This is a genomic window from Methylobacterium sp. FW102-HT35C08, from assembly GCF_058790235.1.
Map to the genome: position 1 here is coordinate 4,237,539 of NZ_JBYTCL010000002.1, position 24,029 is coordinate 4,261,567.

General features: G+C 70.9%; 24 protein-coding genes. 12 read left to right on the forward strand and 12 right to left on the reverse strand.

Features of this window, described 5'->3' with window-relative positions; translation table 11 throughout:
* Positions 1–358: 358 nt before the first annotated feature.
* Positions 359–2,002, reverse strand: coding sequence for a B12-binding domain-containing radical SAM protein (locus tag AC3WSN_RS20145; protein WP_492540301.1), 1,644 nt, complete (start codon positions 2,000–2,002; stop codon positions 359–361).
* A 106-nt stretch (positions 2,003–2,108) separates the two neighbouring features.
* Positions 2,109–3,002, reverse strand: a complete 894-nt coding sequence (gene serB / locus AC3WSN_RS20150) for a phosphoserine phosphatase SerB (RefSeq protein ID WP_492540303.1) — start codon at positions 3,000–3,002, stop codon at positions 2,109–2,111.
* A 14-nt stretch (positions 3,003–3,016) separates the two neighbouring features.
* Between serB and miaA the strand changes: the two genes are divergently transcribed.
* A complete protein-coding gene (gene miaA / locus AC3WSN_RS20155; protein ID WP_492540305.1) occupies positions 3,017–3,943 on the forward strand; it encodes a tRNA (adenosine(37)-N6)-dimethylallyltransferase MiaA in 927 nt (308 codons plus the stop codon).
* Between the two features lie 187 nt (positions 3,944–4,130).
* On the opposite strand, the gene AC3WSN_RS20160 is transcribed toward miaA, so the two are convergent.
* The 3 genes from AC3WSN_RS20160 to AC3WSN_RS20170 are packed head-to-tail and all read right to left on the reverse strand — an operon-like array spanning position 4,131 to position 6,708.
* Positions 4,131–5,000, reverse strand: coding sequence for an NAD(P)-dependent oxidoreductase (locus AC3WSN_RS20160; protein ID WP_492540307.1), 870 nt, complete (start codon positions 4,998–5,000; stop codon positions 4,131–4,133).
* Between the two features lie 30 nt (positions 5,001–5,030).
* Positions 5,031–6,521, reverse strand: a complete 1,491-nt coding sequence (mctP, locus tag AC3WSN_RS20165; protein WP_492540309.1) for a monocarboxylate uptake permease MctP — start codon at positions 6,519–6,521, stop codon at positions 5,031–5,033.
* On the reverse strand, positions 6,511–6,708 hold the full coding sequence (locus AC3WSN_RS20170; protein WP_160536759.1) for a DUF3311 domain-containing protein: 198 nt from the start codon (positions 6,706–6,708) through the stop codon (positions 6,511–6,513). The genes mctP and AC3WSN_RS20170 overlap by 11 nt, the downstream gene beginning before the upstream one ends.
* Positions 6,709–6,921: 213 nt before the next feature.
* Here AC3WSN_RS20170 and AC3WSN_RS20175 point away from each other — a divergent pair, with 213 nt between their 5' ends.
* The 5 genes from AC3WSN_RS20175 (at position 6,922) to AC3WSN_RS20195 (ending at position 11,825) form a co-directional block, all read left to right on the forward strand.
* Positions 6,922–8,982 (forward strand): carbon starvation CstA family protein, encoded by a 2,061-nt coding sequence (locus tag AC3WSN_RS20175; RefSeq protein WP_492540311.1) that lies wholly within the window; start codon positions 6,922–6,924, stop codon positions 8,980–8,982.
* 8 nt (positions 8,983–8,990) lie between these two features.
* Positions 8,991–9,212: a YbdD/YjiX family protein gene (locus AC3WSN_RS20180; protein WP_192710169.1), complete on the forward strand. Its 222-nt coding sequence runs from the start codon at positions 8,991–8,993 to the stop codon at positions 9,210–9,212.
* Positions 9,213–9,445: 233 nt separating this feature from the next.
* On the forward strand, positions 9,446–9,655 hold the full coding sequence (locus AC3WSN_RS20185; RefSeq protein ID WP_192710170.1) for a DUF3606 domain-containing protein: 210 nt from the start codon (positions 9,446–9,448) through the stop codon (positions 9,653–9,655).
* Positions 9,656–9,739: 84 nt separating this feature from the next.
* Entirely contained in the window at positions 9,740–10,174 is a 435-nt protein-coding gene (locus tag AC3WSN_RS20190) for a tellurite resistance TerB family protein (protein ID WP_192710171.1), read from the forward strand.
* A gap of 79 nt (positions 10,175–10,253) precedes the next feature.
* Entirely contained in the window at positions 10,254–11,825 is a 1,572-nt protein-coding gene (locus tag AC3WSN_RS20195; protein WP_492540314.1) for an alkaline phosphatase D family protein, read from the forward strand.
* A gap of 164 nt (positions 11,826–11,989) precedes the next feature.
* Here the strand turns inward: AC3WSN_RS20195 and AC3WSN_RS20200 are convergent, their stop codons facing one another.
* Both AC3WSN_RS20200 and AC3WSN_RS20205 read right to left on the reverse strand, forming a co-directional pair.
* Positions 11,990–12,421, reverse strand: a complete 432-nt coding sequence (locus tag AC3WSN_RS20200) for a CBS domain-containing protein (RefSeq protein WP_192710173.1) — start codon at positions 12,419–12,421, stop codon at positions 11,990–11,992.
* A 131-nt stretch (positions 12,422–12,552) separates the two neighbouring features.
* On the reverse strand, positions 12,553–13,374 hold the full coding sequence (locus tag AC3WSN_RS20205) for a rhomboid family intramembrane serine protease (RefSeq protein ID WP_192710174.1): 822 nt from the start codon (positions 13,372–13,374) through the stop codon (positions 12,553–12,555).
* Positions 13,375–13,727: 353 nt separating this feature from the next.
* Between AC3WSN_RS20205 and AC3WSN_RS20210 the strand changes: the two genes are divergently transcribed.
* Both AC3WSN_RS20210 and AC3WSN_RS20215 read left to right on the forward strand, forming a co-directional pair.
* Positions 13,728–14,327, forward strand: a complete 600-nt coding sequence (locus AC3WSN_RS20210) for a PAS domain-containing protein (RefSeq protein WP_492540317.1) — start codon at positions 13,728–13,730, stop codon at positions 14,325–14,327.
* A gap of 203 nt (positions 14,328–14,530) precedes the next feature.
* Positions 14,531–15,169 carry a PilZ domain-containing protein gene (locus AC3WSN_RS20215; RefSeq protein WP_492540319.1) on the forward strand — a complete coding sequence of 213 codons (639 nt, stop codon included), beginning with the start codon at positions 14,531–14,533 and terminating at the stop codon, positions 15,167–15,169.
* Positions 15,170–15,203: 34 nt separating this feature from the next.
* Here AC3WSN_RS20215 and AC3WSN_RS20220 read toward each other — a convergent pair whose 3' ends face one another.
* The gene (locus tag AC3WSN_RS20220) at positions 15,204–15,785 is read right to left on the reverse strand and encodes an SCO family protein (RefSeq protein WP_238197665.1); all 582 of its coding nucleotides are present in this window, start codon (positions 15,783–15,785) and stop codon (positions 15,204–15,206) included.
* A gap of 104 nt (positions 15,786–15,889) precedes the next feature.
* Complete coding sequence (locus AC3WSN_RS20225) at positions 15,890–16,387, reverse strand: PRC-barrel domain-containing protein (protein ID WP_192710178.1); 498 nt, start codon at positions 16,385–16,387, stop codon at positions 15,890–15,892.
* Between the two features lie 180 nt (positions 16,388–16,567).
* On the opposite strand from AC3WSN_RS20225, the gene AC3WSN_RS20230 reads away from it, so the two are divergent.
* From AC3WSN_RS20230 to AC3WSN_RS20245, 4 genes are all read left to right on the forward strand, one after another.
* Entirely contained in the window at positions 16,568–17,017 is a 450-nt protein-coding gene (locus AC3WSN_RS20230; RefSeq protein ID WP_192710179.1) for a tRNA (cytidine(34)-2'-O)-methyltransferase, read from the forward strand.
* A 204-nt stretch (positions 17,018–17,221) separates the two neighbouring features.
* A complete protein-coding gene (locus tag AC3WSN_RS20235) occupies positions 17,222–18,649 on the forward strand; it encodes a protein adenylyltransferase SelO (RefSeq protein WP_492540322.1) in 1,428 nt (475 codons plus the stop codon).
* Positions 18,650–19,129: 480 nt separating this feature from the next.
* Positions 19,130–19,357: a hypothetical protein gene (locus tag AC3WSN_RS20240; protein WP_192710181.1), complete on the forward strand. Its 228-nt coding sequence runs from the start codon at positions 19,130–19,132 to the stop codon at positions 19,355–19,357.
* An 18-nt stretch (positions 19,358–19,375) separates the two neighbouring features.
* On the forward strand, positions 19,376–19,732 hold the full coding sequence (locus AC3WSN_RS20245; protein ID WP_492540324.1) for a hypothetical protein: 357 nt from the start codon (positions 19,376–19,378) through the stop codon (positions 19,730–19,732).
* Here the strand turns inward: AC3WSN_RS20245 and AC3WSN_RS20250 are convergent.
* The 3 genes from AC3WSN_RS20250 to gpmI all read right to left on the reverse strand — a co-directional run bounded on the left by AC3WSN_RS20250 (position 19,668) and on the right by gpmI (position 23,930).
* Entirely contained in the window at positions 19,668–20,861 is a 1,194-nt protein-coding gene (locus AC3WSN_RS20250; protein WP_492540326.1) for a GNAT family N-acetyltransferase, read from the reverse strand. The two genes, AC3WSN_RS20245 and AC3WSN_RS20250, sit on opposite strands and share 65 nt — an antisense overlap.
* A 9-nt stretch (positions 20,862–20,870) precedes the next feature.
* The gene (locus AC3WSN_RS20255) at positions 20,871–22,286 is read right to left on the reverse strand and encodes a lipopolysaccharide biosynthesis protein (protein ID WP_492540328.1); all 1,416 of its coding nucleotides are present in this window, start codon (positions 22,284–22,286) and stop codon (positions 20,871–20,873) included.
* Between the two features lie 132 nt (positions 22,287–22,418).
* Positions 22,419–23,930, reverse strand: a complete 1,512-nt coding sequence (gene gpmI / locus AC3WSN_RS20260; RefSeq protein ID WP_492543189.1) for a 2,3-bisphosphoglycerate-independent phosphoglycerate mutase — start codon at positions 23,928–23,930, stop codon at positions 22,419–22,421.
* Positions 23,931–24,029: the final 99 nt, after the last annotated feature.

Here is a 24,029-nt window from a genome sequence, read left to right on the forward strand (position 1 = left end):
TCCCCGCGGCCGGGAGCCGAGGCGAGGCGTTTCGAATTCGGTCTTCCCCGTCTGTGCAGGCTGGCGGATTAAGCCGGCGAACCGGCACCTGCAGTCTCGGACAGGACATGGCCGGACAAGGCTCCGCGGGGCTCGTCGCCCCTTGGATCCTTCCGGCCAGTGCCACCCGGTTGCCCGGGCGACATTTCAAGCGGAAACCGGCCGATTGGCCGTTCTCCTTCCGTGAGGATGAAATGCGTGAGGCGCGGTGTATAGAGCCTAGCAAGCCACCTGCCAAGGGCCGAAGCGCGACTTTTCCGCCGCAGGCAAGGGGTTGCGTTGGAGCCTTGCCGCGATTGCATCGCTTGGCGGGGTTCGGCTACGCCGCCTCGCGCTCCGGCACCAGCTTGCGCCGCGCCGCCTCCCACCAGCTCCGGTCTCGGGCCTCCTTCGCCTCCGCGGCCTTGGCGGCGTAGAACGAGGCGTTGTGCTCGCCGCGCAGGGCCTCGCGGGTGAAGCGGATCAGGTGGTGGGCGACGAAGCCCATGTTGAACACCGCCTCGATCTGCCCGCGCTTCATCGCGTAGCCGGCCGCGCTCCAGAACGGCTTGCGGTAGTCGGAGAAGATTCCGACCCGGGTGATGATGTTGAAGCCGAGGATCAGGCCGCGGCGCAGGTTGGTGAAGGTCAGCTTGCCGGCGGTCGGCGTCGTGATCCGGTTCGGGTAGGTCACCGCGCATTGGTGCTTGAACCGCTCGAAGATCTTCTCCGGCTCGTAGGCATGGGCGATCGCCCGGCGCCAGCTGCTGACCACCGAATCGTGCGGCCGCTTGAACAGCACATTCGACTCGAGGCTGGCGTCGTGCAGGAGCCGGCCCTCGCGCTCCAGCCGGTCCCAGAGCGGGGTCTTGGGCAGCGCCTGGAGCAGGTTGATGGTCAGCACGGGGATCGCCGAGCGGTCGATGAAGTCGATCAGGTTCTGCTCGGATTTGTCGGTGTCCGAATCGAGCCCCAGGATGATGCCGGAGGTCACCTCCAGCCCGTAGGAATTGAGGGTCTCGATCGCCTCGTACATCGGCACGGCGGCGTTGTGGGTCTTGTCGATGCCCTTGAGGGCCTCCGCCTCCGGAGTCTCGATGCCGACGAACACCGTCATGAAGTTGGCCTGCCGCATCAGCTCGAGGATCTCGGGCTGCTTGGCCATGTTCAGCGTCGCCTCGCAGGCGAACTGGAGCGGAAAATTGTTCTTCTTCTGCCATTCCACGAGGTGCGGCAGCATCTCGCGGGTCGCCTTGCGATTGCCGATGAAGTTGTCGTCGACGAAGTAGACCACCGCCGGATGGCCGGGCTGGCTGATGATGGCGTCGAGTTCGGCGCACATCTGCTCCGGGCTCTTCAGTCGCGGCTGGCGCCCGTAGAGCTGCGGGATGTCGCAGAACTCGCAGCGATACGGGCAGCCCGAGGAGAATTGCAGCGAGCCGATCAGGTAGCGCTTGAGCGGCGCCGCCTCGTAGGCCGGGGCCGGGAAGTCCGAGAGCGCGAGCCGGTCCTTCGTCTCCAGCACCACCTGAGCAGGCGGCGGCGTCAGGTCGGCGTCGAGGCGCGTGACGAGCTGGTCGGTGGCGTCGCCGATCTCGCCGATGTGGAGGTAGTCGAAGTCGCCGTACTTCTCCGGGGCACCCGAGACCGAGGGGCCGCCCAGCACCGTGACCTTGCCGGCCGCGTGGGCGCGGTCGCGGATGTCGTGGATCTGCGGCTCCTGGATGTGCATCCCGGACACGAACACCGCGTCGGCCCAGGCGAAGTCGGCCGGGCCGGCGCGGCGGATATTCTCATCGATGAACCGGCATTCCCAGGCCTCGGGCATGTAGGCCGCGATCAGCAGCAGCCCCTGCGGCGGCATGAACGCCTTCACCCCGCCCATCAGCGGGTAGGCGTGGGAGAATGTCCCGAAGGACGGCGTGTAGGCGGGAAAGACGCACAGGATGCGTCGCTTGGAGGTGACCGTCAGGGTGCATCGCATGGCGGACTATCTAGCACAGCCGTGCGCGTTGGCGCCCCCCCTCGCGGTTAAGAATGGCGTGAGGCGAGCGCGCGGGATCCCGAGGATCCGGATCCCCGCCGAGCGCTCACCCAACGAACTCCGCGGCCGCGTAGCCCTGCAGGTACAGGAGCGCGCTGAGATCCCCGTGCTCGACCCGGACATGCGCGGCGGCGGCGACCGCGGGCTTCGCGCGGAACGCCACGCCGAGGCCGGCCTCGGTCAGCATGTCGAGATCGTTGGCCCCGTCGCCCACCGCGAGCGTCGCCGCAGGGGCGAGGCCCAGCGTTTCACGCAGTCCGATCAGGGTCGCGCGCTTCTCGGCCTGGCCGACGACCGGATCCTCCACCGTGCCGGTCAGCCGCCCTTCGGCGACGCCCAGCACGTTGGACCGGTGCTCGTGAAAGCCGATCATCGCCGAGATCGGGCCGGTGAACAGGGTGAAGCCGCCCGAGACGAGGCAGGTGTGCACGCCGTGCGCGCGCATCGTCTGCACCAGGGTACGACCGCCCGGCGTCAGCGTCAGCCGCTCGGCGATCAGGCCGTCCACCGCGCCGACCGGGATGTCCTTCAGGAGGGCCACGCGCTCGCGCAAAGCCGGCTCGAAGGCGATCTCGCCGCGCATCGCCCGCTCGGTGATCGCCGCGACATGGTCCTTGAGGCCGAGCGTTCCGGCGAGCTCGTCGATGCATTCCTGCTCGATCATGGTCGAGTCCATATCGGCCAGGAACAAGCGCTTGCGCCGATGCGCGTCGGCGGGGAGCACGGCGAGGTCGATCGGCTCGCCGGCGAGCGCATTCCGTAGCCGCTCCGTCAAGGACGCGGCGGCGCCGGGCTCGCCCGGCACCAGCAGCTCGGCCGCGGCCTCTCCGTGCAGGATCCGCGGCTGGTGCTCCGTCCGCAGCACGGCGCGGGTCTCGGCCAGCACCGCGTCGGTGATGGACGGCCGATCCGGGTTTGCTATCAGGACCGCGACCAGCATCGTGGAGTTTCGCCTTGCCGCCAGACCGGGGGGAAGCCGGGGGGCGCCCGGCGGCCATTCTCATCGCAGGGCCCACCGCCTCGGGCAAGTCGGCGCTCGCCGCCCGGCTGGCGCGACAGCGGGGCGGCACGGTGATCAACACCGATTCGATGCAGGTCTACGCGGATCTGCGCCGCCTCACCGCCCGACCCGGCCCGGACGAGGAGGCGCAGGTGCCCCATCGGCTCTACGGCCATGTCGACGGCGCCGTGAACTATTCCGTGGGGCATTTTTCACGGGATGCGACGGCGCTGCTGGCGACGCTCGACGGGCGGCTGCCGGTCTTCGTCGGCGGCACCGGCCTGTATTTCCGGGCGCTGGAGCAGGGATTTTCGGAGCTGCCGCCGGTGCCCGACACCGTACGCGCGCGGGTGCGGGAAGAGGCCGAGGGCCGCCCGACCGAAGCGCTGCATGCCGACCTCGCCCGGCACGACCCCGAAGGCGCCGCCCGCCTGCGGCCGAGCGACCGGATGCGGGTGATGCGCGCCCTGGAGATCTTCCTCGCCACCGGCCGCCCGATCGCGAGCTTCTACGGCGACCCGGTGCCGGGGCCGCTGGCTGGCTGGGATCTCGAGAAGATCTTCCTGGCTCCCGACCGGTCGGGCCTGCGCGCCCGGATCGATGCCCGGTTCCGGGCCATGATTGCGGAGGGCGCGCTGGACGAGGTCGCCCGCCTGCGCGCACGACACCTCGATCCGATGCTGCCGGTGATGCGCGCCCACGGCGTGCCGGGCCTGATCGCCCATCTCGACGGGGCGCTCAGCCTCGACGAGGCCATCGCGCGGGGGCAGGCGGATACGCGGGCCTACGCCAAGCGCCAGTTCACGTGGTTTCGCCACCAGATGGGCGACGGTTGGCGCTGGATGGATCCGGAGGCCGTTGCGAGCGCCGATCTGTCATGACGGGATTGCGCCCGTCCGGCGTGTTCATCTCCAAGCCGTCATTCCGGGGCGCCGCAGGCGAGCCCGGAATCCAGAACCTCTGACGGCGTCAGGCTTAGCACCGCCGGCGGGTCTGGATCCCGGGTTCCGCTCCGCGGCCCCGGGAAGACGGCCGGTGATCTCTCCGTCTGCGGAGGCGCCCTCAGCCTCAGCGCTCCAGCCGCGCCACCAGGCTCGACGTGTCCCAGCGGTTGCCGCCCATGGCCTGCACCTCGGCGTAGAACTGGTCCACGAGGGCCGAGACCGGCAGCTTGGCGCCGTTGCGGCGGGCCTCGTCCAGCAGGATCCCGAGATCCTTGCGCATCCAGTCGACTGCGAAGCCGAAGTCGAACTTGCCATGGTTCATGGTCTTGCCGCGGTTCTCCATCTGCCAGGAGCCGGCGGCACCCTTGGAGATCACGTCGAGCACCGCCTCGACGTCGAGGCCGGCGCGCTTGGCGAAGTGGACGCCCTCGGACAGGCCCTGGACCAGGCCCGCGATGCAGATCTGGTTGACCATCTTGGTGAGCTGTCCGGATCCCACCGGGCCCATCAGCCGGCACGCCCGGGCGAAGGCCCCGATCGCGCCCTCGACCTTGGCGTAGGTCGCCGCGTCGCCGCCGCACATCACGGTGAGCACGCCGTTCTCGGCGCCGGCCTGGCCGCCGGAGACCGGGGCGTCGATGAAGCCGAGGCCCTTCGCCTCGGCCGCGGCGGCGAGTTCCCGGGCGACCTCGGCCGAGGCCGTGGTGTGATCGACGAAGATCGCGCCGGGCTTCATGCCGGCGAGCGCCCCGTCCTCACCCAGCACGACGCTGCGCAGGTCGTCGTCGTTGCCGACGCAGGCGAACACGATCTCGGCGCCCTCGACGGCCTGCCGGGGCGTGGGCGCGAAGGCGCCGCCATAGGTCTTCACCCAGGCTTCGGCCTTCTGGGTGGTGCGGTTGTAGACGGTGACGTCGTGGCCACCCTTCTTGGCGAGGTGGCCGGCCATCGGGCCGCCCATCACGCCGAGACCCAGGAATGCGACCTTCGCCATAGTGCTCTCCTCAATCAGAGTATCGGGGGCTCAGCGGCCCGCCGCGACGGCGGGGTTCCGGCCGCCGAGGCTCAGCGCCGCGTTCACCACCACCGCCACGACGATGTTCACGGCGAGCGCCAGCAGCCCGGTGTAGAGCGTGAACTTCGCGTCGCCGAGCGTCAGGGTGTGCAGGGGCTTCAGCCCGTCCGACCACGCGATGGCGCTGCCGGCGACGAAGCCCACCGCCCAGCCGGCCAGCAGGGCCGGGGCGCGGAACCACGACACGTAGAGGCCGAAGACCAGCGCCGGCAGGGTCTGCAGGATCCACAGGCCGCCCAGCAACTGCAGGTCGAGGGCGAACTGCGTCGGCAGGACCAGGATCGCCACCAGCGCGCCGATCTTGACCAGCATCGAGGTGATCTTAGCGACCTGCGCCTCCCCCGACGGGGTGACGTTCGGGTTGACGTAGGCCTTCCAGACGTTGCGCGAGAACAGGTTGGCCGCGCCGATCGACATCACCGCCGCCGGCACCAGCGCGCCGATGGCGATCGCCGCGAAGGCGAAGCCCGCGAACCAGCCGGGGAACAGGGTCTTGAACAGGGCCGGCACGACGTCGTTGTTGCTCGTCACCTTCAAGCCGGCGTCGTGGCCCATGTAGCCGAGCATGGCCAGCAGGCCGAGGAGCAGCGTGTAGGCCGGCAGCAGCACGGCGTTCTTGCGGATCGTGTTGCCGCCCGACGAGGCGAAGATGCCGGTGAGCGTGTGCGGGTACATGAAGGCCGCGAGCGCCGAACCGAGCGCGAGCGACGCGTAGGGCAGGATCTGCGCCGGGCTGAGCAGGATGCCGCCCGAGCCCTTGGCCTTGAAGGCGGCGTCGGCCGCGTCGAACACCGCGCCGTAGCCGCCGAGCTTCGAGGGCACGATCGCCACCGCCACCAGCACCACGACGTAGATCATGATGTCCTTGACGAAGGCGATCAGCGCCGGCGCCCGCAACCCCGACGAGTAGGTGTAGAAGGCCAGCACCAGGAAGGCGACGATCAGCGGGATCTCGCCGTGCAGCCCCAGCGCCTTGATGGCCACCTCCATGCCGATCAGCTGGAGCGCGATGTAGGGCATGGTGGCGATCACGCCGGTCAGCGCGACCGCGAGCTCCAGCGTCCGCGAGCCGTAGGTGCCGTACACGACGTCGCCCGCCGTGACGTAGCCCTTGTCCTTGGCGGCCTGCCACAGCACCGGCATCACCGCGAACACGAACGGATAGACGATGATCGTGTAGGGCAAGGCGAAGAAGCCGTAGGCGCCCACGGCGTAGACCAGTGCCGGCACCGCGATGACCGTGTAGGCGGTGTAGAAGTCGCCGCCGATCAGGAACCACGTGATCCAGGTGCCGAACTTGCGGCCGCCCAGGCCCCACTCGTCGAGATGGGCCAGCGTCTCGGGCCGGCGCCAGCGCGCGGCCACGAAGCCCATCACGGTCACGAGCAGGAAGAAGAAGACGAAGACCGAGAGCGCCGGGATGTCGAGATCAGCGGTCATCGCGCACGGCCCGGTAGACGACGTAGAGGATCAGCGAGGTCAGCGGCACCCAGGCCAGCTGGTACCAGTAGAAGAACGGGAAGCCGAACAGCATCGGATCGTGCTGGTTGTAGAACGGCACCCACAAGAGTCCCAGGAAGGGCAGCAGCAGGAGCCACATCAGCGGCGAGCGGCGTCGGGTTTCCATGATCCGGCCCGGTGAGGAGAGCAGGTCCGTGACGAGGGGCCGCCGTTACAGGCGGCGGTCATCGTGCGGTCCGGGGCGCTGCATCACAGCTCGGATCGCTTGCGTCAACGGGAGACCGATAGGATAAACCGACCCTGTCGCACGGGATCCTAGAATTCCGGCCGGGGGCCAGAACGGCCGCCCGAGCCCGAGGCGACGCGCAGGGAGTGGGACATGGGTTCGGCGATCGGCAGGCATGGGCCCTGGGCCCTCGTAGGGGCGCTCGGCGCCGCGGCGCTGGCGATCGTGGCGAGCCAGCGCGGCGAGACCATCAACGCCCTCTGGATCGTGGTCGCGTCGGTCTGCACCTACCTGATCGCCTACCGATACTACGCCAAGTTCATCGCCGACAAGGTGATGCGCCTCGACCCGAAGCGCGTGACGCCGGCCGTGCGCCACAATGACGGGCTCGACTACGTGCCCACCAACCGCGGCGTCCTGTTCGGCCACCATTTCGCGGCGATCGCGGGCGCGGGTCCGCTGGTCGGCCCGGTGCTCGCCGCCCAGATGGGCTACCTTCCCGGCATGCTCTGGATCTTGGCCGGCGTCGTGCTCGCCGGCGCCGTGCAGGACTTCATGGTCCTGTTCGTATCGATGCGCCGGGACGGCCGGTCGCTCGGCGAGCTGATCCGGGCCGAGCTCGGCACGATTCCTGGCATCATCGCCCTGTTCGGCACCTTCCTGATCATGGTGATCCTGCTCGCCGTGCTGGCGCTGATCGTCGTCAAGGCGCTGGCCGAGAGCCCCTGGGGCACCTTCACGGTGATGTCGACGATCCCGATCGCCATGCTGATGGGCGTCTATTCCCGCTACATCCGGCCCGGCAAGATCGGCGAGGTCTCGATCCTCGGCTTCGTCCTGCTGATGCTGGCGATCGTGGCTGGCGGCTCCGTAGCGTCGAGCCCGGTCTGGGGCCCGGCCTTCACCTTCACGGGCCCGCAGCTCTGCTGGATGCTGATCGGCTACGGCTTCGTGGCGTCGATCCTGCCGGTCTGGCTGCTGCTGGCGCCGCGCGACTACCTGTCGACCTTCCTCAAGATCGGCACCATCGTCGGGCTGGCCCTCGGCATCGCCTTCGTGGCGCCGCACATGCAGATGCCGGCGGTCACCAAGTTCGTGGACGGCACCGGACCGGTCTGGGCGGGCAGCCTGTTCCCGTTCCTGTTCATCACCATCGCGTGCGGCGCAGTCTCGGGCTTCCACGCCCTGATCTCGTCGGGCACCACCCCGAAGCTGATCGCCAGCGAGGCCGATGCCCGCTTCATCGGCTACGGCGGCATGCTGATGGAATCCTTCGTGGCGATCATGGCGCTGGTCTCGGCCTGCGTGATCGACCCGGGCGTCTACTTCACGATGAACTCGCCGGCCGCCCTGGTCGGCACGACGCCCGAGACGGCGGCCGCAGCCGTGACCAAGCTCGGCTTCGCCACGACGCCCGAAATCATCACCCAGACCGCCGCCGACGTCGGCGAGCACACGATCATCTCGCGGGCCGGCGGCGCGCCGACGCTCGCGGTCGGCATGGCCCACATCATCTCGTCGGCCATCGGCGGCAAGGCGATGATGGCCTTCTGGTACCATTTCGCGATCCTGTTCGAGGCCCTGTTCATCCTCACGGCGGTGGATGCGGGTACCCGCGCCTGCCGGTTCATGGTGCAGGATCTCGTCGCGCTGGCGGTGCCGTCGTTCAAGAACACCACGTCGTGGGGGCCGAGCATCGCGGCGACCGCCATCTCGGTGGGGGCCTGGGGCTACTTCCTCTACCAGGGCGTGACCGACCCGCTGGGCGGCATCAACACCCTGTGGCCGCTCTTCGGTATCTCGAACCAGATGCTGGCCGCCGTGGCGCTGACGCTGTGCACGGTGGTGATCTTCAAGATGAAGCGCGAGCGCTACGCGTTCGTGACCATCATCCCGACCGCGTGGCTGTGCATCTGCACCCTCACGGCCGGCTGGCAGAAGATCTTCTCGGCCGACCCGAAGATCGGCTTCCTGGCCCATGCCGAGCGCTACGCCGGGGCCGCCGCCGAGGGCAAGATCTTGGCGCCGGCCAAGAACGCCGACCAAATGAGCCAGATCATCCTCAACGACCGCATCGACGCGGTGCTGGCGGCCCTGTTCATCGGCCTCGTCGTCGCCATCGCGGGCTTCGGCATCGCCGCCTGCCTGAAGGCGTGGCGCGCGGATCGCTGGACCGCCCTGGAGACCGAACCGCGCCTGGCCGCGGCGGAGTAGGACGCGCCATGCTGCAACAGCCCAACCTGCGGGACCGGCTCCGGACGCTGTCCAAATGCGTCTGCGACGGCGCCCGGCTGATGGTGGGACAGGGGGATTACGCGGCCTATGCCGATCATATCCGCCGCACCCATCCCGACCGGGCGCCGATGACCGAGGTGGAGTTCTTCCGCAACCGGGAGAACGCCCGCTTCGGGGTCGGCAACACGTCCGGGTTCCGCTGCTGCTGACAATCGGGCCGGTGGGCCGGTTCGTCATCGCGAGCGGAGCGAAGCCATCCAGTTGCGCCACGCCGACAGAGGTCGCGCGGCCCTGGACGACTTCGCTCCGCTCGCAAGAACGGTGGCGTGTCTTCGCCGCAGACCGAGCCCCGCCGCTGTGCGGAGCCAACGGAGCCGATCCGGCCCGACCGGCGTTTGTCACCCCGGAGGGCCGTCCGGTCCTCGCCGGATGCGGAAGGCCGATGACCGACGACAGCGCGCAGGACCGGACCGAGTCGACGGAGCCGAGGGCCGTCAACACCGCCCATGCCTGGGAGCGGGCCTACTGGGCGCGCCGGTTCATGGTGCCGGTGGAGCAGGTCGAGGCCGCCGTGGCGGAGGTCGGCGACGAGCCGGCCCGCGTGGCCGCCCATCTGGGACGGGATTGGCCGGGCCACGAACCGGCGACCTGAATCCGGCATCCCCGGGGCAAGCTCGGCCGGATCTTGACTCGGCGGCCACAATATCCGCCACTTCCGATCCGACGGGAGGTCGGCATGAGCATTTTCCAGGACGCCATCCTTCGGTTCGGCCGCACGATCATGTCGTATGCGGGCGATGCGGTCTTCCTGCAGGCCTCGGTCTCGTCCGCGGCCAACGTCATCGTGGCCGACGGCGACGTGGCCGAGGAGGAGATCGAGTCGGCGATCGCCGGCATCCGCGCCAATCCGATCCTCGAGAAATCCTACGACACCCTTCGGGTCGAGCAGGAGCTCTACGAGGCGATCGCCCGGGCCAAGACCCGCGCCGGGCGTCTGGAGAACCTGCGCCTCGTCGGCGCCATCGCGGAGCGGCCGATCGAGCAGCGCCAGGACGTGTTCCTGATCGGTGCCGACGTGGCCGATTTCGGCGGCATCAGCGCGGTCGAGCACAAGGCGCTCGACGAGATCGCGGCGGCGCTGCAGGTGGACAAGGCCGCGCTGCTGCGCTGAACCGCGGCGCAGGCCCGGGAATGTCATCCCGCTGTCGTGGCCGCCTGCGATGGGCGCCCGGCCAGCTGGAGCGCTTCCCATGTCCGCGAGTCGTCGTCAGATCCTGCTCTCCGGAGGCGCGGGCCTCGTCGGGCTCGCCTCCGGCCTCGCACGCCCCGGCCTGAGCCGCGCGGCCGACCGGCCGCTCCTGACCCACGGTCTCCAGTCGGGCGATGTCGGCATCGACTCGGCGGTGGTCTGGGCGCGGTCTGACCGGCCCGCCCGGGCTGTCATCGAGTGGGCGACCACCGAGAGCTTCTCCGACAGCCGCGGCGGCGTGTTCGCCGACGCGCTCCCCGAGACCGACGGCACCGTGAAGGTGGCGCTGACCGGACTGCCGGCGGGCCAGGACGTGTTCTACCGGGTCCGCCTTCAGGACATCGCCGCGCCGACGATCGTGGGCCCGGCACAGGTCGGGCGGTTCCGCACCGCGCCGGCGGACCGGCGCTCCGTGTCGTTCTGCTGGTCGGGCGACACGGCAGGCCAGGGCTGGGGCATCGACGAGGCCCGCGGCGGCATGACGATCTATTCCGCCATCCTGAAGAACCGTCCGGACTTCTTCATCCATTCCGGCGACACGATCTACGCCGACGGGCCGATCGCCTCCGAGGTGAAGCTCCCCGACGGCAGCCTGTGGTGCAACCGCGTGACCGAGGAGGTCACCAAGCCCGCCGAGACGCTCGCGGAGTTCCGGGGCCGGCACAAATACAACCTCACCGACCGGAACGTGCTGGCGATGAACGCCGCCGTGCCGATCCTGGCGCAATGGGACGACCACGAGGTGACCAACAACTGGTGGCCGGGCGAGCCCCTCACCCGGGCCGAGCACCTGAAGAAGAAATACGCCGACCCGAACGTCCTCGCCCTGCAGCTGCGCGCGGCCAAGGCGTTCCACGAATACATGCCGATGCGCTTCGAGCCGTCCGAGCCCGGCCGCGTCTACCGCAAGATCGGCTACGGTCCGCTGGTCGACGTGTTCATGCTCGACATGCGCTCCTACCGCGGCCCGAACGGCGAGAACCGGCAGACGGAATACGGGCCCGACGCCTACTTCCTCGGGCCGCAGCAGCTTGCGTGGCTGAAGCGGGCGCTTCTCGAGTCGCGCGCCACCTGGAAGGTGATCGCCGCCGACATGCCGCTCGGCCTCGTGGTGAACTACGACACCGACCGCAATTTCGGCTCGGAGGCGGTGGCGCAGGGCGACGGGCCGCCGCTCGGGCGCGAGCTGGAAATCGCCGACCTCCTGCGCTTCATCAAGAGCGCCGGCATCCGCAACACGGTCTGGCTGACGGCCGACGTGCACTACACGGCCGCCCACTATTACGACCCCAACAGGGCGCAGTTTCAGGATTTCGACCCGTTCTGGGAGTTCGTCTCCGGGCCGCTGCACGCCGGGACCTTCGGGCCGAACGCCCTCGACAACACGTTCGGGCCGCAGCTGCGCTTCGTGAAGGCGCCCGAGAAGGGGCAGGTGAACCTGTCGCCGGCCGCCGGCTACCAGTTCTTCGGCCAGGTGGCGGTCGACGGCGCCACCGAGCAGATGACCGTGACCCTCAAGGACGCGGCCGACACCGACCTCTGGCACGTCACGCTCGATCCCGCGAAGGCGTGAGGCGGGCGCATGCGCCCGTCATCCCGGAGCTACACAGCGGAGCCCGGGATCCAGGCACGCCGCGGTGCCCGTGACGGCGCTGACGGTGTTCATGGATTCCGGGCTCGCCTCACGGCACCCCGGAATGACGGTCCCCGCAAGGCGAGCCGACGAGAGCCCCGCCCCTACGCCATCGTGATGTAGTCGCGCAGGGCCTGATGCTCGGCCTCGACGGTGGCGATCTTGCGCGCGACTACGTCGCCGATCGAGACGAGCCCGATCAGGCGGCCATCCTCGCAGACCGGCACGTGGCGGAAGCGGCCGTCGGTCATCAGCGCCATGACCTCCTCGATCGTCGCGCTCTTGTTGCAGGTTGTGACCGCGGCCGTCATGTGGGCCGAGACCGGCGCGTCGAAGGCCGAGCCGCCGTGCCCGGCGAGCGCCCGCATGATGTCACGCTCGGAGATGATGCCCGCCACCGACCCGTCGGCCTGGGCGACCACCAGGGCGCCGATCCGCTTGTCGGCGAGGATCTGAATCACGTCCTCGAGGGTCTTGTCGGGGCTCACGGTGACGACGGAGCTGCCCTTCTCGGCGAGGATGCGTGCGACATTCATGGCTCTCTCCCTTGTGACGCGTCGGGTGCGCCGTCAGCCCACGGCGCCCGCGTTGCGCTGTCGTCCGGGTAGGCCCCGGCTCTTTCACATTGTGGCGAGTGTGTGACTGATCCGGCCGGTTGGCAAGGTGGTCAGTGCCGGCCGGGCTCCCGCGGATCGACGAGGGGAAAGAGGAGGAAGCCCGCGACAAAGCCGCCCAGATGCGCATCCCAGGCGATGGCCGCGCTCTCCCCGACGAGCGGCACGCTGACCAGTCCGAAGAGCAGGTTCGTCAGAAGCCAGATCACCAGGAACGAGACCGCCGTCCGGTTGCGCAGCAGCTCGGGGATCGTCTCGGCGGGCCGGTGCGGCGGCACCTGCCAGGACGGGCCGCCGTAGCCGGAGACCGGCGGCTGGAACACGAAGCGGGCGGCCGCGGCCATCAGCGCTGAGATTCCCGCCGAGGCGCCGACCAGCGGCCCCGCGCTCAGGGGATCGATCAGCACATGGAGCAGGCCGCCGGCCGCCGTGCCGGCCAGGGCGAGCACGCCCCAGCGCAGGGCGCCGCAGCGCCGCGCCACCGGCGAGCCGAAGGCCGCGAGCCAGACGCTGTTGAAGATCACGTGCATCCACGAGCCGTGCAGCAGCGCGTAGGTGACCAGCGTCCAGGGCTGGAGCGCGTGCTCGCCCACGATGTAGCGGGCGAAGGCCTCGCGCGGGGCCTCCAGGCTGGGGTCGCCGGTCTCAGCGGCGGCGCGGATCACGTCGGACGCGCGCCCGGGATCGAACCACAGGGTCCAGCGGGCCGGCACCAGCGCGAGGTCGAGGACGAGGCGGATGTCCCAGGTGTCCGGCAGCAGGAACTCGCGCACCGCCTGGATCGCCAGCAGCAGCCCGATTGAGAGTGTCACCACCCCCGGCATGTTGAACACGGGCACGCGGCTCTGCCGCGGGAAATCGGGGGAGGCATCCATCGCGGCACCATGTCGGGGCTGTGGCCGGCGGGGCAAGTCCCGGCGACGTATTGAATCTGCCGGATGAGAACGGCGCCGGTGGACTTTTCGGCTCCTATCGGGCGGCCCCGGCCAAGCTGGTTGTAAAGTTCGGTGGCTTCGCGCAGGTCTCTCGGCGGACACGTCGCTGATTCGATCCGCAATGCCTCAGGCGCCGGCCCTGAGCTCGATGCAGCACCGCAGACGCGTCTCAGCCCGGGCGGCACGGCCCATGCGCCCTGCCGCCGCGAGCGCCCGGATCGACCGGCCACAGCCTCGCGGATGTGCCAGAATGATCCAGGGATCAAACACAGGCGTTTAGAGTCGGGACACCGATGAAGCATCCCACCAGCCGCATGCTCCACACCTACTGGGAGCGCCTGCGCGGAGAGCGCGCCGCGCCGGAGCGCGCCGAGATCGAACCGGGCGAGATCCGCCACCTCCTCGCCGACAGCCTGATCCTGGAACTCGACATGGCCGCCCGCTCGGCCACGATCCGGCTCGCCGGCACACGGGTCTGCGCCTTGTACGGGCGCGAATTGAAGGGCGAGGCTTTCGCCCGGCTCTGGGGCTCGCAGGCTCCGGATCCCTGGCGGATCGTCGAGATCGTCGCCAGCGACACGCTCGGCGTTGTGGCGGGCCTGCGCGGCACCAACGCGGCCGGCGAGGCGGCGGACCTCGAGCTCCTGCTCCTGCCGCTGCGCCACCGCGGTCGCACGCAGGTGCGCGCGCTCGGCGCGCTGAGCCTGGACGGCACGCCGCACTGGATCGGCCTGCGGCCGCTGATGCAGGCGGAGACGACGTCGCTGCGCATCCTGCCCAGCCGCCGCCCCGAGGCTGCGGTGCCCGCGCGACCGGCCGTTCGGACCGCGACCAGCTATCCGGGCCCCGTGCGCCGCGGACACCTCCTCGTGCATGCCGGCGGGCGAGCCTGAACGCCGGCCGGCCGCGAGCCGAAACCGATTCCGGAGGCCGGCTACCTGACGTTGGCCGCGTTGTGCTGCCGGCGGGTCCGCCTAGTCCCGCCCGGCAGCGGGCCGCGCGATATCCTGACAGCCGCAGAGCGCGGAAAATGGTTTCGTAACAGTCTGTGGCTAGCCTGCGGCCACGATTACGACGGCGCAGGACCAATCTCAGGATGATCGCGGTCGACGCCTTTGCTGGAACCAGGCTACCCGAAGCGCTCCGGCCGGCGCGCGGCGCCGCCGACCAGCGTCGTCACCAACGTGTCCGGATCGCCGTGCTCGGCCGCTACATGCTGGCCGACCGTCGGGAATATCCCTGCCAGACCGTGGACATGTCGCCGGGCGGCGTGCGGCTGACCTGCGCGGTGCAGGGCGAGGTCGGCGAGCGCGTGGTGCTCTACCTGGAACATATCGGCCGAATCGAAGGCATCATCGCCCGTCACTGCCCGGACGGTTTCGCGGTCCAGCTCAATGCCACGCCGCGCAAGCGCGATAAGCTCGCCTCCCAGCTCACCTGGCTGGCCAACCGGGAGATGCTGGGGCTGCCGGAGGGGCGGTCCCACGAGCGCCTCGTGCCGATCCAGGCGGCGGTGATCCTGCGGATCGACGGCGACCACGAGGTCAAGGCCCGGCTCATCGACATCTCGATGTCGGGCGTCGCGATCGCCTGCCCGCTGACCCCGCCTCTGGGCACGCCCGTGACGGTGGGCAGCACCCCCGGGCGGCTGGTGCGCTACTTCGAGGGCGGCTTCGGCGTGCAGTTCCTGCTGCCGCTCTCCCCCGACCGCTTCCATGCCGGGATGACTCTGTAGGGCGCCCGCGCAAGACCGTTCCGCGAAAGTCGGCTCAGATCTTCTTGGCGAGTTGCGCGGCCGTATCCGCCGCCGGTCGCGACAGGTCCAGGGCGCCGAGGAAGCGATTCTGCCCGTCCATCACGTAGACGATGGCGGTGTGCTCCATGGTGTAGTCGCCGTCCTTGCCGGGCACCTTGCGGGCATAGGCGCGATAGGCCTTCTCGGTGGCGGCGACCTGCTCGGCGCTGCCGGTGAGCCCGGTGATGCGCGGGTCGAAGCTCGACAGATAGGTCTTCAGGCTCGCCGGGTCGTCGCGCTCCGGATCGACCGTGATGAAGGCGACGCGCATCCGCTCGGCCTTTGGTCCCAGGGCGGCCAGCACATCCGAGACCTGCTGCAGGGTCGTCGGGCACACATCCGGGCAATGGGTGAAGCCGAAGAACACGAGGTGCGTTGCGCCGGTGAAGTCGCGCTCGGTGACCGTGCGCCCGTCTTGGTCGATCAGCGTGAACGGGCCGCCGACGCCGGGCACACCCACCGGCGCCCGGTCGGGCATGAACGCGAACACCGCCGCCCCGGTGATGCCGACGAGGCCGAGGCAGAAGGCGAGAAGCGGGATGAGGGCGCGGCGCATGTGACGGTTCCGACCTCCGTGCGGCGGTTGGCACAGCACGGAACGGCGCACGGACGCAAGCCGGCGCGCCGCCGCCGGCCCTCAGACGCGGCTGGCGCGGCCCGTCAGGGCTTCGCCGCCGGCTCGCCCGCGGGGCTCGCCGGGGCGGCGCCCTTCGGCGGCTCCTTGCCCAGGTAGACGTATTCCGGCGCGGCGCGCAGCTGATCCTTGGTCGTGTCGATACGCGCCTGGAGCGTCTTGTCGTCGGTGCGGTTGAGCTTGAGCACGGACGGATCGACCGCGACATATTTCGAGCCGATCCCCAGGAAGCCGCCGACGCCGATGATCCAGGCTTTCACCGCCCCCTTCTGGTCGAGGACGAAATCGGCGATCTGCCCGATCGTCTCGTTGGCGCCGTTGACGACGCTCGAGCCGATCAGCTTGCTGGCGACCATGTCGTCGGGTGTCTGGGCCACGAAGGTCGGGCGCAGGTTGTCGGCCATGGTGGCGGGCTGGCCGGGCACCGGGGCCGCGGCGCTGCCGCTGTCCGTGCCGGCATTCTGCGCCGAGGCTGTGGCGAGGCCGGCCAGCAGCAGGGCCGAGGCGAGGAGCGGGGTGCGCATCGGATCAGGTCTTTCGGACGTCGGGCCGCGAACGGGGTGGCGCCGCCTTAAGGTTCTGGCGGGCCTTAAGTTCCGCGCCTCCTCACCGGGTCCGCGGGACCGGCACGGCGCTTTGCCGGCTGCGTAGCGCCGCCGCGGGTCTTTGACGGCGCGGCTCCGGCCGCCCACAAGGCGGGCGCCATGCTCCGCCTCGCCCTCTACCAGCCCGACATCCCCCAGAACACCGGCACGATGCTGCGCATGGCCGCCTGCCTCGGGCTCGCCGTGGAGATCGTCGAGCCGGCCGGCTTCGACGTCTCGGACCGGCACCTGCGCCGCTCCGGCCTCGACTACCTCGACCATGTGGCGATTACCCGGCACCGCTCGTTCGCGGCCTTCGAGGCGTGGCGGGCCGAGGCCGGGCTGCGGCTGGTGCTCGCCACCACGGCGGGCGCCCTGCCCTATACGGATTTCGCCTTCCGACCCGGCGACTGCCTGATGGTCGGACGGGAATCCGCCGGCGTGCCGGAGGCGGTGCACGCCGCCGCCGACGCCCGGGTGGTGGTGCCGATCCGGCCGGGCCTGCGCTCGCTGAACGTCGCGGTGGCGGCCGCGATGATCGCCGGCGAGGCGCTGCGACAGACGGGCTGACCGTCGCCAACGAACAGCGCGCACGATGACGGATGCCCACCGTCCTCGCGAGCGGAGCGAAGCAACGCAGGGCGGCGCGCCCTCTGTGACCGGGGCGCCGACGGATCGCTTCGCTCCGCTCGCGAGGACGGAAGCGGCAACGGATACCGTTCCGCCGGCTTGGTAGAACGAGATCTGCCCCCAAACCCGGAGATGCGCCGCCGCATGGACGACACCACCTTCAAGCCCTCGCGACGCCACGCCGATCTCGGGCCCGCCTTCTTCGATCGCGTCACGCCGGCCCGGTTCCCGCAGACCATCCTGCGCTACCGCAACCAGGCCTGGGCGGAGCGGGTCGGCCTGGGCGGCCTCTCGGAAGCCGAGTGGATCGGCCATTTCGGCCGGTTCGAGCCCCTGCCCGGCAGCTTCGAGACACCGCTGGCCCTGCGCTACCACGGCCACCAGTTCCGCGCGTACAACCCGGACCTCGGCGACGGCCGCGGCTTCCTGTTCGCGCAGGTCTATGACCTTGCGGACGGGCGGCTCCTCGACCTCGGCACCAAGGGCAGCGGGACGACGCCCTGGTCGCGCGGCGCCGACGGCCGGCTCACCCTGAAGGGCGGCGTACGCGAGGTGCTGGCGACCGCGCTTCTGGAGGCGCAGGGCGTCTACACCTCGAAGAGCTTCAGCCTGATCGAGACCGGCGAGGACCTCGTGCGCGGCGACGAGCCCTCGCCGGCGCGGTCCTCCGTGCTGGTGCGCCTGTCCCACGGGCATATCCGCATCGGCAGCTTCCAGCGTTTCCTGGCCTCGGGCGAACCCGACAACATCGCCCGACTCCTCGACCACACGATCGAGACCCACCGGCCGGAGCTCTGGCGCGACAGCCTGGAGAACCGGGGCGTCGCCTTCCTGGAGGACGTCGTCGTCCGGGTCGCCCGGCTGGGGGCGCAATGGGCGGCGGCGGGCTTCGTCCACGGGGTGCTGAACACCGACAACATCAACGTCACCGGCGAGAGCTTCGATTACGGGCCCTGGCGCTTCCTACCGCATTTCGACCCGGACTTCACCGCCGCCTATTTCGACGAGACAGGGCTCTACAGCTTCGGCCGCCAGCCGGAGGCGCTGTTCTGGAACCTCGCCCGGCTCGCCGACTGCCTGCTGACCCTTGCGCCCCAGGCGCGGCTGGAATCCGCCCTCTCGGGCTTCGGGCCGGCCCTTCAGGAGGGGATCGCGGCAGCCCTGTTCCACCGGCTTGGGCTCGCCGAGGCGCCGCGACCCGAGACCGACCGGCTGGTCTCCGCGGTCTGGCGGTTCCTGGCCGAGAGCCGGGCGCCGTTCGAGCGGTTCTTCTTCGACTGGTACGGCGGCTTGGCGAGCGCCGCGCGGGCCGAGGCCGGCCCGTCCGCCGTCTACTACCGGTCCGAGGCCTTCGCGCCGGTGCGGGCCGCGCTGGAGCCGCTCGCGCCGGTGGCTGGCGCGCGGCTCGACCATCCCTATTTCGCGGCGACGCCCTGCACCCTGCTGATCGAGGAGGTCGAAGCCCTGTGGGCGCCGATCGCCGCGGCGGATGACTGGTCCTTGTTCGAGGCCAAGCTCGCCGCGGTGGCCTGGATGGCCGAGGCCTGCGGTACGGCGCCGGCCTCAGCCTGAGCCGCCTCCTCGGCCAGCCGCTGCCGTTCCTCGGCATAGCCCCCCGCGATGGCGAGATCGACCAGCCGCTGCGTCAGCCGGAAGGCCAGCCAGAACAGGGCGAGGCAGAGAAGGGTCGCAGCAGCGGCCTTGAGCGGGTCCAACGGGTTCTCCGGTGATCTCTCCTCGGTCGGGGCCGCCCTCATAGAGCCCTGACCGGCCGCGGGGCAATTGGACTTCTGCTCAAGGCCAGCCTGAGTCCGATAGCGGTCCAAGCCCGGGAGCGGCCGCGCGCACCGTCCTTGCGAGCGAAGCGAAGCAATCCCGCAGCCCCCGATCGGGCCTGTGGCGCGGCCCTGGGTCGCTTCGCGCCGCTCGCGATGACGGTGTTGTTAGGCGCGTGCCGGGCATACGGGCTGCGCTGGACCGGATCGTGGTATGCCGCGTCCCGGCCGGACAGCCCGATCCGGCACTGAAAGCCCCTCGATCAGGCGGATACCCTTGCGCGAGACCTTCCATATCGAAGTCCTCGGTCCAGAACCCGACGAGATCCAGACGCGGATCTCCGTGCGGGTCGGCAGCCTGGAGAGTGCGCAGGAGCGGGCACTGCGCCTGTTCGCCCGCGCCCGGGTGCCGCAGCGTTCGGGCGAGCCGGCCCAAGCGGTCCGGGTGATCGACGGCGCCGGCCGGGAGGTGTTCTATCGCACGCGCTTCGACGAAGGCGATTGAGGCGCGGGGAGGCCGGCCATGCGCACAGCCCTGATCCTGCCGGTGCTCGTGCTGGCGGCCGGCGCGCTGTTCCTGCGCAGCTACACCCTGCCGCCGGCACCCGACCGGCGCGGCGGCACCACGCTCCTGCTGACTTGGCCGAACCGGCCGGTCTTCGGCAGTCCGCGCGCCGCCTGCCTCGCGGCCCCGGCGGATCAGCCGGTCCTGCCCTGCCTGATCGCGTCCGTCGCCCGGGCGCGCGACGACGGGTTCACGCTGCTGCAGCTCCCGTTCTGCGCGACCTGCTACGACCTGTCGGGCCGGATCGCCGTCATGGGGCAGGACGCGGCGGCGACGCGGGCGCGGCTGGAGCAGATCGCCCGGTTCGGCTGGTGAGGCGCGCCCGGGCCACGCCCTCGCGGGCCCGCTCCAGCCTCCGGGCCACCGGGAACAGGGGATCGCGCCCCGCCTCGATCAGGAGATGGGCGATCGGCCGGCGCTCCGTCCAGAAGGTGGAGCCGAGGGCGAAGTCCGGCGGCGCGCAGGAATCGATCCGGTCGATCCCCCCCACGCCGGAGAGCACCGCCTCGGTCAGGCGATGGACGAGCTGGATACCGGGCGCGACCTCCGGCTGCGCCTCGTCGTGGGCGATCTTCAGGACCCAGGCCTCGGCTCCGGTGACCGGCACGATGGCGGCGGCGAGCGTCCGTTCCCCCCGGCGCAGGCGGACGACGCGCACCGCGCCCGCCGCGCCGAGATCGGCCAGGGCGGCGCGCAGGAAGGCGACCTCCTCCGGCCGCTGCCCGAGGCCCGTACCCGCCCGGCCTTTCCACCCGGCCGCCTCGAGGCCGACATAGGAATCCAGGGCGGCCTCAAGGTCGGCGGGCGCCGCGAGGATCTCGAACAGGACCGGGCCAGCTGCCTCCAGGAGCGCACGGGCGCGGCGCAGCTTGCGCCGACGCGGCCCGGAGAGGTGATCAAGATAGGTGGTGCGGGCCTCCGGTGCGTGCGCCGTGAGGTCGAGCAGCCCGCGCGCGTGGGGCCAGTAGGCGGCGCGGCGCGGAGTGCAGGCCGCGAGAAGATCCATCAGCGGCCCGTCCGCGGGTGCATTCGGCCAGTACAGCCGCGGCGGCAGGCCGAGCGCCCGCGGGGCGGCGAGCAGCGCCGCCAGGGCGGCCGCCGGGTCGGCCCCGTCGAGGAGCGGCGCGCCGAACGGGCAGTAGCCGTGGGTCCAGCCCATCAGCAGCGGCAGCGGCACCCCCCAGCGCCGCCACGAGACCCGGAACGGCCAGGCCGCAAGGAGCCGCGCCCCCGACTGTTCGGGGGGCCGGTCGGCGACGAGCAGGAGGCGCACCCCCGCGCCGAAGGCACCGCCGGCCGCGAGGGCGTAGCCCGCCTCGTAGAACGGGTTCCGGACCCGTGCCGCGGCGCCGAGCGCCCGCCAGGCCGGGATCCACGGCATCGCCGGGTCGAGGGGGCGGAGTGCCGCCACGAGGCCGGAGGCAAGGGTGGCGGTTTCCGGCATGGCGGTCCGTCAGGCGGCGAGTCGGTGTCGGATCGCGCCGGCGAAGCCGAGCACGTCGTAGCGCCACGCGGTCGCCCCCGCGGCGGCCGCGAGAAGGACCATGCGCAGCCCCTGCCCGGGGACCATCAGCCCGCCCGGCATCAGGCCGATCCCGGCCATCACGGCGCCGCAGGCGAGCGCGATCCCGGCGATCCCAGCCATGTCGGCGAGCGGCAGCGGCATCGTCGTGCCGGCCCGCCGGGCGCCGAGCACCAGGACGAGGCAGGCCGCGCTCTGCCCGCCCGCGAAGGCGAGGGCCGCCCCGGTGGCGCCCAGCGCCGGGATCAGCAGGAGCGAGAGGACGGCCACGGTCGCCAGCGTGGCGACGGCCGCCGCCGCCTCGAGCCTGCTGGTCCTCGTGAAGTAGATCACCTGACCGAAGTAGTAGGCGCGGAACATCATCAGGATGCTCGCCAGGACCAACACCGGGGCGAGCTGTTGAGCCTCGGCCCGGTAATCGGGCCCGAGGAGCACCGCGACCACGACATCGTCGAAGCACAGGAAGAACACGGCCCCGAAGGCGGCGATCAGCGTCATGGCCCGGGCGGCATCGCTCAGCACCCGCGCGGCCGCCGCCATGCCGCCCGCGCGGGCATCGCGCTTGGCGATCGAGATCAGCGACAGGGCGATCGCCTCACCGAACACAATGAAGCTCTGCCGCAGGAAATCGGCGAGGGCGCCGTAGGCGCCGAGTCCCGCCGGGCCCACCGTGTGGGCGATGATCAGCCGGTCAAGGCTCTGGGCGAGCGCCGCCGTCCCGAAGGAGAGCACCAGCGGCCAGCCATAGGCGAACAGGCGCAGGGCCTCGGCCCGGCTGCCGCGGCCGGGCATCATCGGCGCGATGGTGGCGGCGGCCGGAAGCGCCGCGAGGGCATTGGCGGCGGCCACCGCGAAGGCGAGGTGGAGCGGATCGGCCGAAAGGTGCAGAGCCGCGCTGCCGAGGACGAGGATCAGAACCGCCCGGCTCATCACCGAGGCCGCCACGGCCCCGGCCTGCAGGCGCGTGCGCGCGATCTCGGTGGAGCCCTCGAACAGGGTCGTGCCGAAGGCCAGGGCCAGGATCGCGGCGGCCATCCGGGCCGGCATCAGCCCGAGGCCGGCGGCCAGGGCGCTGCCGAGGCCGGCGAGCAGCAGCGTGCCCCCCAGGATCCTCACCACGGTGCCGACCTGCGCGGGCTCGCGCGCCTCGTCGTAGAGGGCGAAGAACGCGAATTTCGGCCACTGGCAGGTCGCCCCGTAGAGCACCAGCGCCCATGACAGGACGTACAGGTAGGTGCCGTAGCTCTCCACCGGCGCGAGCCGCGTGAACACCGCCACGGAGGCCATGTTCAGGGCGGCCGCGAAACCCCGCGAACCGACATAGATCAGGCTGTGCCGGGCGATCATGTCCTAGGATCGGTCAGACGCACGACGACCTCGCACCGCTCTGGGACGCACCGGGTTCATGGCGGGACGTCTCCCAGGGCACACACGCATGGCAGCCGGGGCGGTGCAGGCCGCGTGCCGCCGACCCGGCCCTCAGCGACCGCCCGCTGTCCGGATCAGAGACCGCCCGGTCATCTCGGCCGGCTGGTCGAGGCCCATCAGGTCGAGGAGCGTCGGCGCCACGTCCGCCAACCGGCCGTCGGCCAGGGACGTCCCCGCCCGGCCGACCAGGATCGCCGGCACCGGGTTGAGGGTGTGGGCGGTGTGGGGCTCGCCGGTCTCCGGATCGCGCATCATCTCGCAATTGCCGTGGTCGGCAGTCACGAGGAGGGCGCCGCCCTGCTTGGTCACCGCGTCGACCACCCGGCCCAGGCAGGTGTCGACGGTCTCCACCGCCGTCACGGCGGCGGCGAGGCTGCCGGTATGGCCGACCATGTCGGGATTGGCGAAGTTCAGGATAATCAGGTCGTACCGCCCCGAGCCGATCGCCTCCACGGCCCGGTCGGTGAGTTCAGGCGCCGACATCTCCGGCTGCAGATCGTAGGTCGCGACCTTCGGCGAGGGCACCAGCACCGCGTCCTGGCCCTCGAAGGGCGCCTCGCGGCCGCCGTTCATGAAGTAGGTGACGTGCGGATATTTCTCGGTCTCGGCCATGCGCAGCTGCGTGCGCCCGGCCCGCGACACGGTCTCGCCCAGCCCGTTCGGCAGGTCGAGGGGACCGAACAGGGTCTCGGCGAAGGCATCGATCTCGACACTGTACTGCACGATCCCGAGGGCGGCGGCGAACCGGACGGTCCGTGCCCGGGCAAAGCCCGCGAAATCCGGGTCGAGGAGCGCCTCCAGGATCTGCCGGGTCCGGTCGGCGCGGAAGTTGAAGCTCAGGATGCCGTCGCCGTCCCGCATCCCGGCATAGTCGCCGATGATGGCGGGCCGCATGAACTCGTCGGAGACGTCCTGCGCGTAGGACGCGGCGATCGCCTGACCGGCCCGGTCGAAGCGGGTTCCGCGCGCATCGACCAGGGCGTCGTAGGCGGTCTGGACCCGCTCCCAGCGCCGATCGCGGTCCATCCCGAAGTAGCGGCCGCACAGGGTGGCGATGCGCGCGCCCTTGGGCAGCGCGGGCCCCACGGCGGCCACGCAGGTGGCGGCCGAGCGGGGCGGCATGTCGCGCCCGTCCGTGAAGCCGTGCAGACAGACCGGGATGCCGGCCGCCGTCAGCACGCGCGCGAGCGCCACCGCGTGATCCTGGTGGGCGTGGACGCCGCCCGGGGAGAGCAGGCCGACGAGGTGGCAGGTTCCGCCCGACGCGCGCAGGGCCTCGATGAACCGGATGAGGGCCGGGTTCGCGGCCAGCGAGCCGTCGGCGACGGCGGCGTCGATGCGTGGTAGGTCCTGCAGGACCACGCGGCCCGCGCCGATATTGAGGTGGCCGACCTCCGAATTGCCCATCTGCCCCTCGGGCAGGCCGACATCGGCGCCGAAGGTGCGCAGCTGCGCCCGCGGGCGCTCCCGCATCAGCGCGTCGAAGATCGGTGTCTTGGCTTGGTGAACGGCGTTGTCGGCGACCTCGTCCCGGAGTCCCCAACCATCGAGGATCACGAGCATCACGGGACGCGGGGCACTCTCGGGCACAGTCACGATTCTCCTGGACTTGGGCGCGCCGCGCGTGGCCGGCCCCGTGCGCGTGTCGATAATCGGCTTGAC

What these genes read in the sequence shown, in the direction of transcription:
- serB (WP_492540303.1), bottom strand. Translation starts at nt 3,002, where the DNA reads ATGCTGGTCGCGGTCCTGATAGCAAACCCGGATCGGCCGTCCATCACC.
- AC3WSN_RS20225 (WP_192710178.1), bottom strand. Translation starts at nt 16,387, where the DNA reads ATGCGCACCCCGCTCCTCGCCTCGGCCCTGCTGCTGGCCGGCCTCGCC.
- AC3WSN_RS20145 (WP_492540301.1), bottom strand. Translation starts at nt 2,002, where the DNA reads ATGCGATGCACCCTGACGGTCACCTCCAAGCGACGCATCCTGTGCGTC.
- AC3WSN_RS20215 (WP_492540319.1), top strand. Translation starts at nt 14,531, where the DNA reads ATGATCGCGGTCGACGCCTTTGCTGGAACCAGGCTACCCGAAGCGCTC.
- AC3WSN_RS20175 (WP_492540311.1), top strand. Translation starts at nt 6,922, where the DNA reads ATGGGTTCGGCGATCGGCAGGCATGGGCCCTGGGCCCTCGTAGGGGCG.
- gpmI (WP_492543189.1), bottom strand. Translation starts at nt 23,930, where the DNA reads ATGCTCGTGATCCTCGATGGTTGGGGACTCCGGGACGAGGTCGCCGAC.
- AC3WSN_RS20160 (WP_492540307.1), bottom strand. Translation starts at nt 5,000, where the DNA reads ATGGCGAAGGTCGCATTCCTGGGTCTCGGCGTGATGGGCGGCCCGATG.
- AC3WSN_RS20185 (WP_192710170.1), top strand. Translation starts at nt 9,446, where the DNA reads ATGACCGACGACAGCGCGCAGGACCGGACCGAGTCGACGGAGCCGAGG.
- AC3WSN_RS20235 (WP_492540322.1), top strand. Translation starts at nt 17,222, where the DNA reads ATGGACGACACCACCTTCAAGCCCTCGCGACGCCACGCCGATCTCGGG.
- AC3WSN_RS20245 (WP_492540324.1), top strand. Translation starts at nt 19,376, where the DNA reads ATGCGCACAGCCCTGATCCTGCCGGTGCTCGTGCTGGCGGCCGGCGCG.
- AC3WSN_RS20170 (WP_160536759.1), bottom strand. Translation starts at nt 6,708, where the DNA reads ATGGAAACCCGACGCCGCTCGCCGCTGATGTGGCTCCTGCTGCTGCCC.
- mctP (WP_492540309.1), bottom strand. Translation starts at nt 6,521, where the DNA reads ATGACCGCTGATCTCGACATCCCGGCGCTCTCGGTCTTCGTCTTCTTC.
- AC3WSN_RS20255 (WP_492540328.1), bottom strand. Translation starts at nt 22,286, where the DNA reads ATGATCGCCCGGCACAGCCTGATCTATGTCGGTTCGCGGGGTTTCGCG.
- AC3WSN_RS20250 (WP_492540326.1), bottom strand. Translation starts at nt 20,861, where the DNA reads ATGCCGGAAACCGCCACCCTTGCCTCCGGCCTCGTGGCGGCACTCCGC.
- AC3WSN_RS20195 (WP_492540314.1), top strand. Translation starts at nt 10,254, where the DNA reads ATGTCCGCGAGTCGTCGTCAGATCCTGCTCTCCGGAGGCGCGGGCCTC.
- AC3WSN_RS20230 (WP_192710179.1), top strand. Translation starts at nt 16,568, where the DNA reads ATGCTCCGCCTCGCCCTCTACCAGCCCGACATCCCCCAGAACACCGGC.
- AC3WSN_RS20205 (WP_192710174.1), bottom strand. Translation starts at nt 13,374, where the DNA reads ATGGATGCCTCCCCCGATTTCCCGCGGCAGAGCCGCGTGCCCGTGTTC.
- AC3WSN_RS20200 (WP_192710173.1), bottom strand. Translation starts at nt 12,421, where the DNA reads ATGAATGTCGCACGCATCCTCGCCGAGAAGGGCAGCTCCGTCGTCACC.
- AC3WSN_RS20180 (WP_192710169.1), top strand. Translation starts at nt 8,991, where the DNA reads ATGCTGCAACAGCCCAACCTGCGGGACCGGCTCCGGACGCTGTCCAAA.
- AC3WSN_RS20220 (WP_238197665.1), bottom strand. Translation starts at nt 15,785, where the DNA reads ATGCGCCGCGCCCTCATCCCGCTTCTCGCCTTCTGCCTCGGCCTCGTC.
- AC3WSN_RS20210 (WP_492540317.1), top strand. Translation starts at nt 13,728, where the DNA reads ATGAAGCATCCCACCAGCCGCATGCTCCACACCTACTGGGAGCGCCTG.
- AC3WSN_RS20190 (WP_192710171.1), top strand. Translation starts at nt 9,740, where the DNA reads ATGAGCATTTTCCAGGACGCCATCCTTCGGTTCGGCCGCACGATCATG.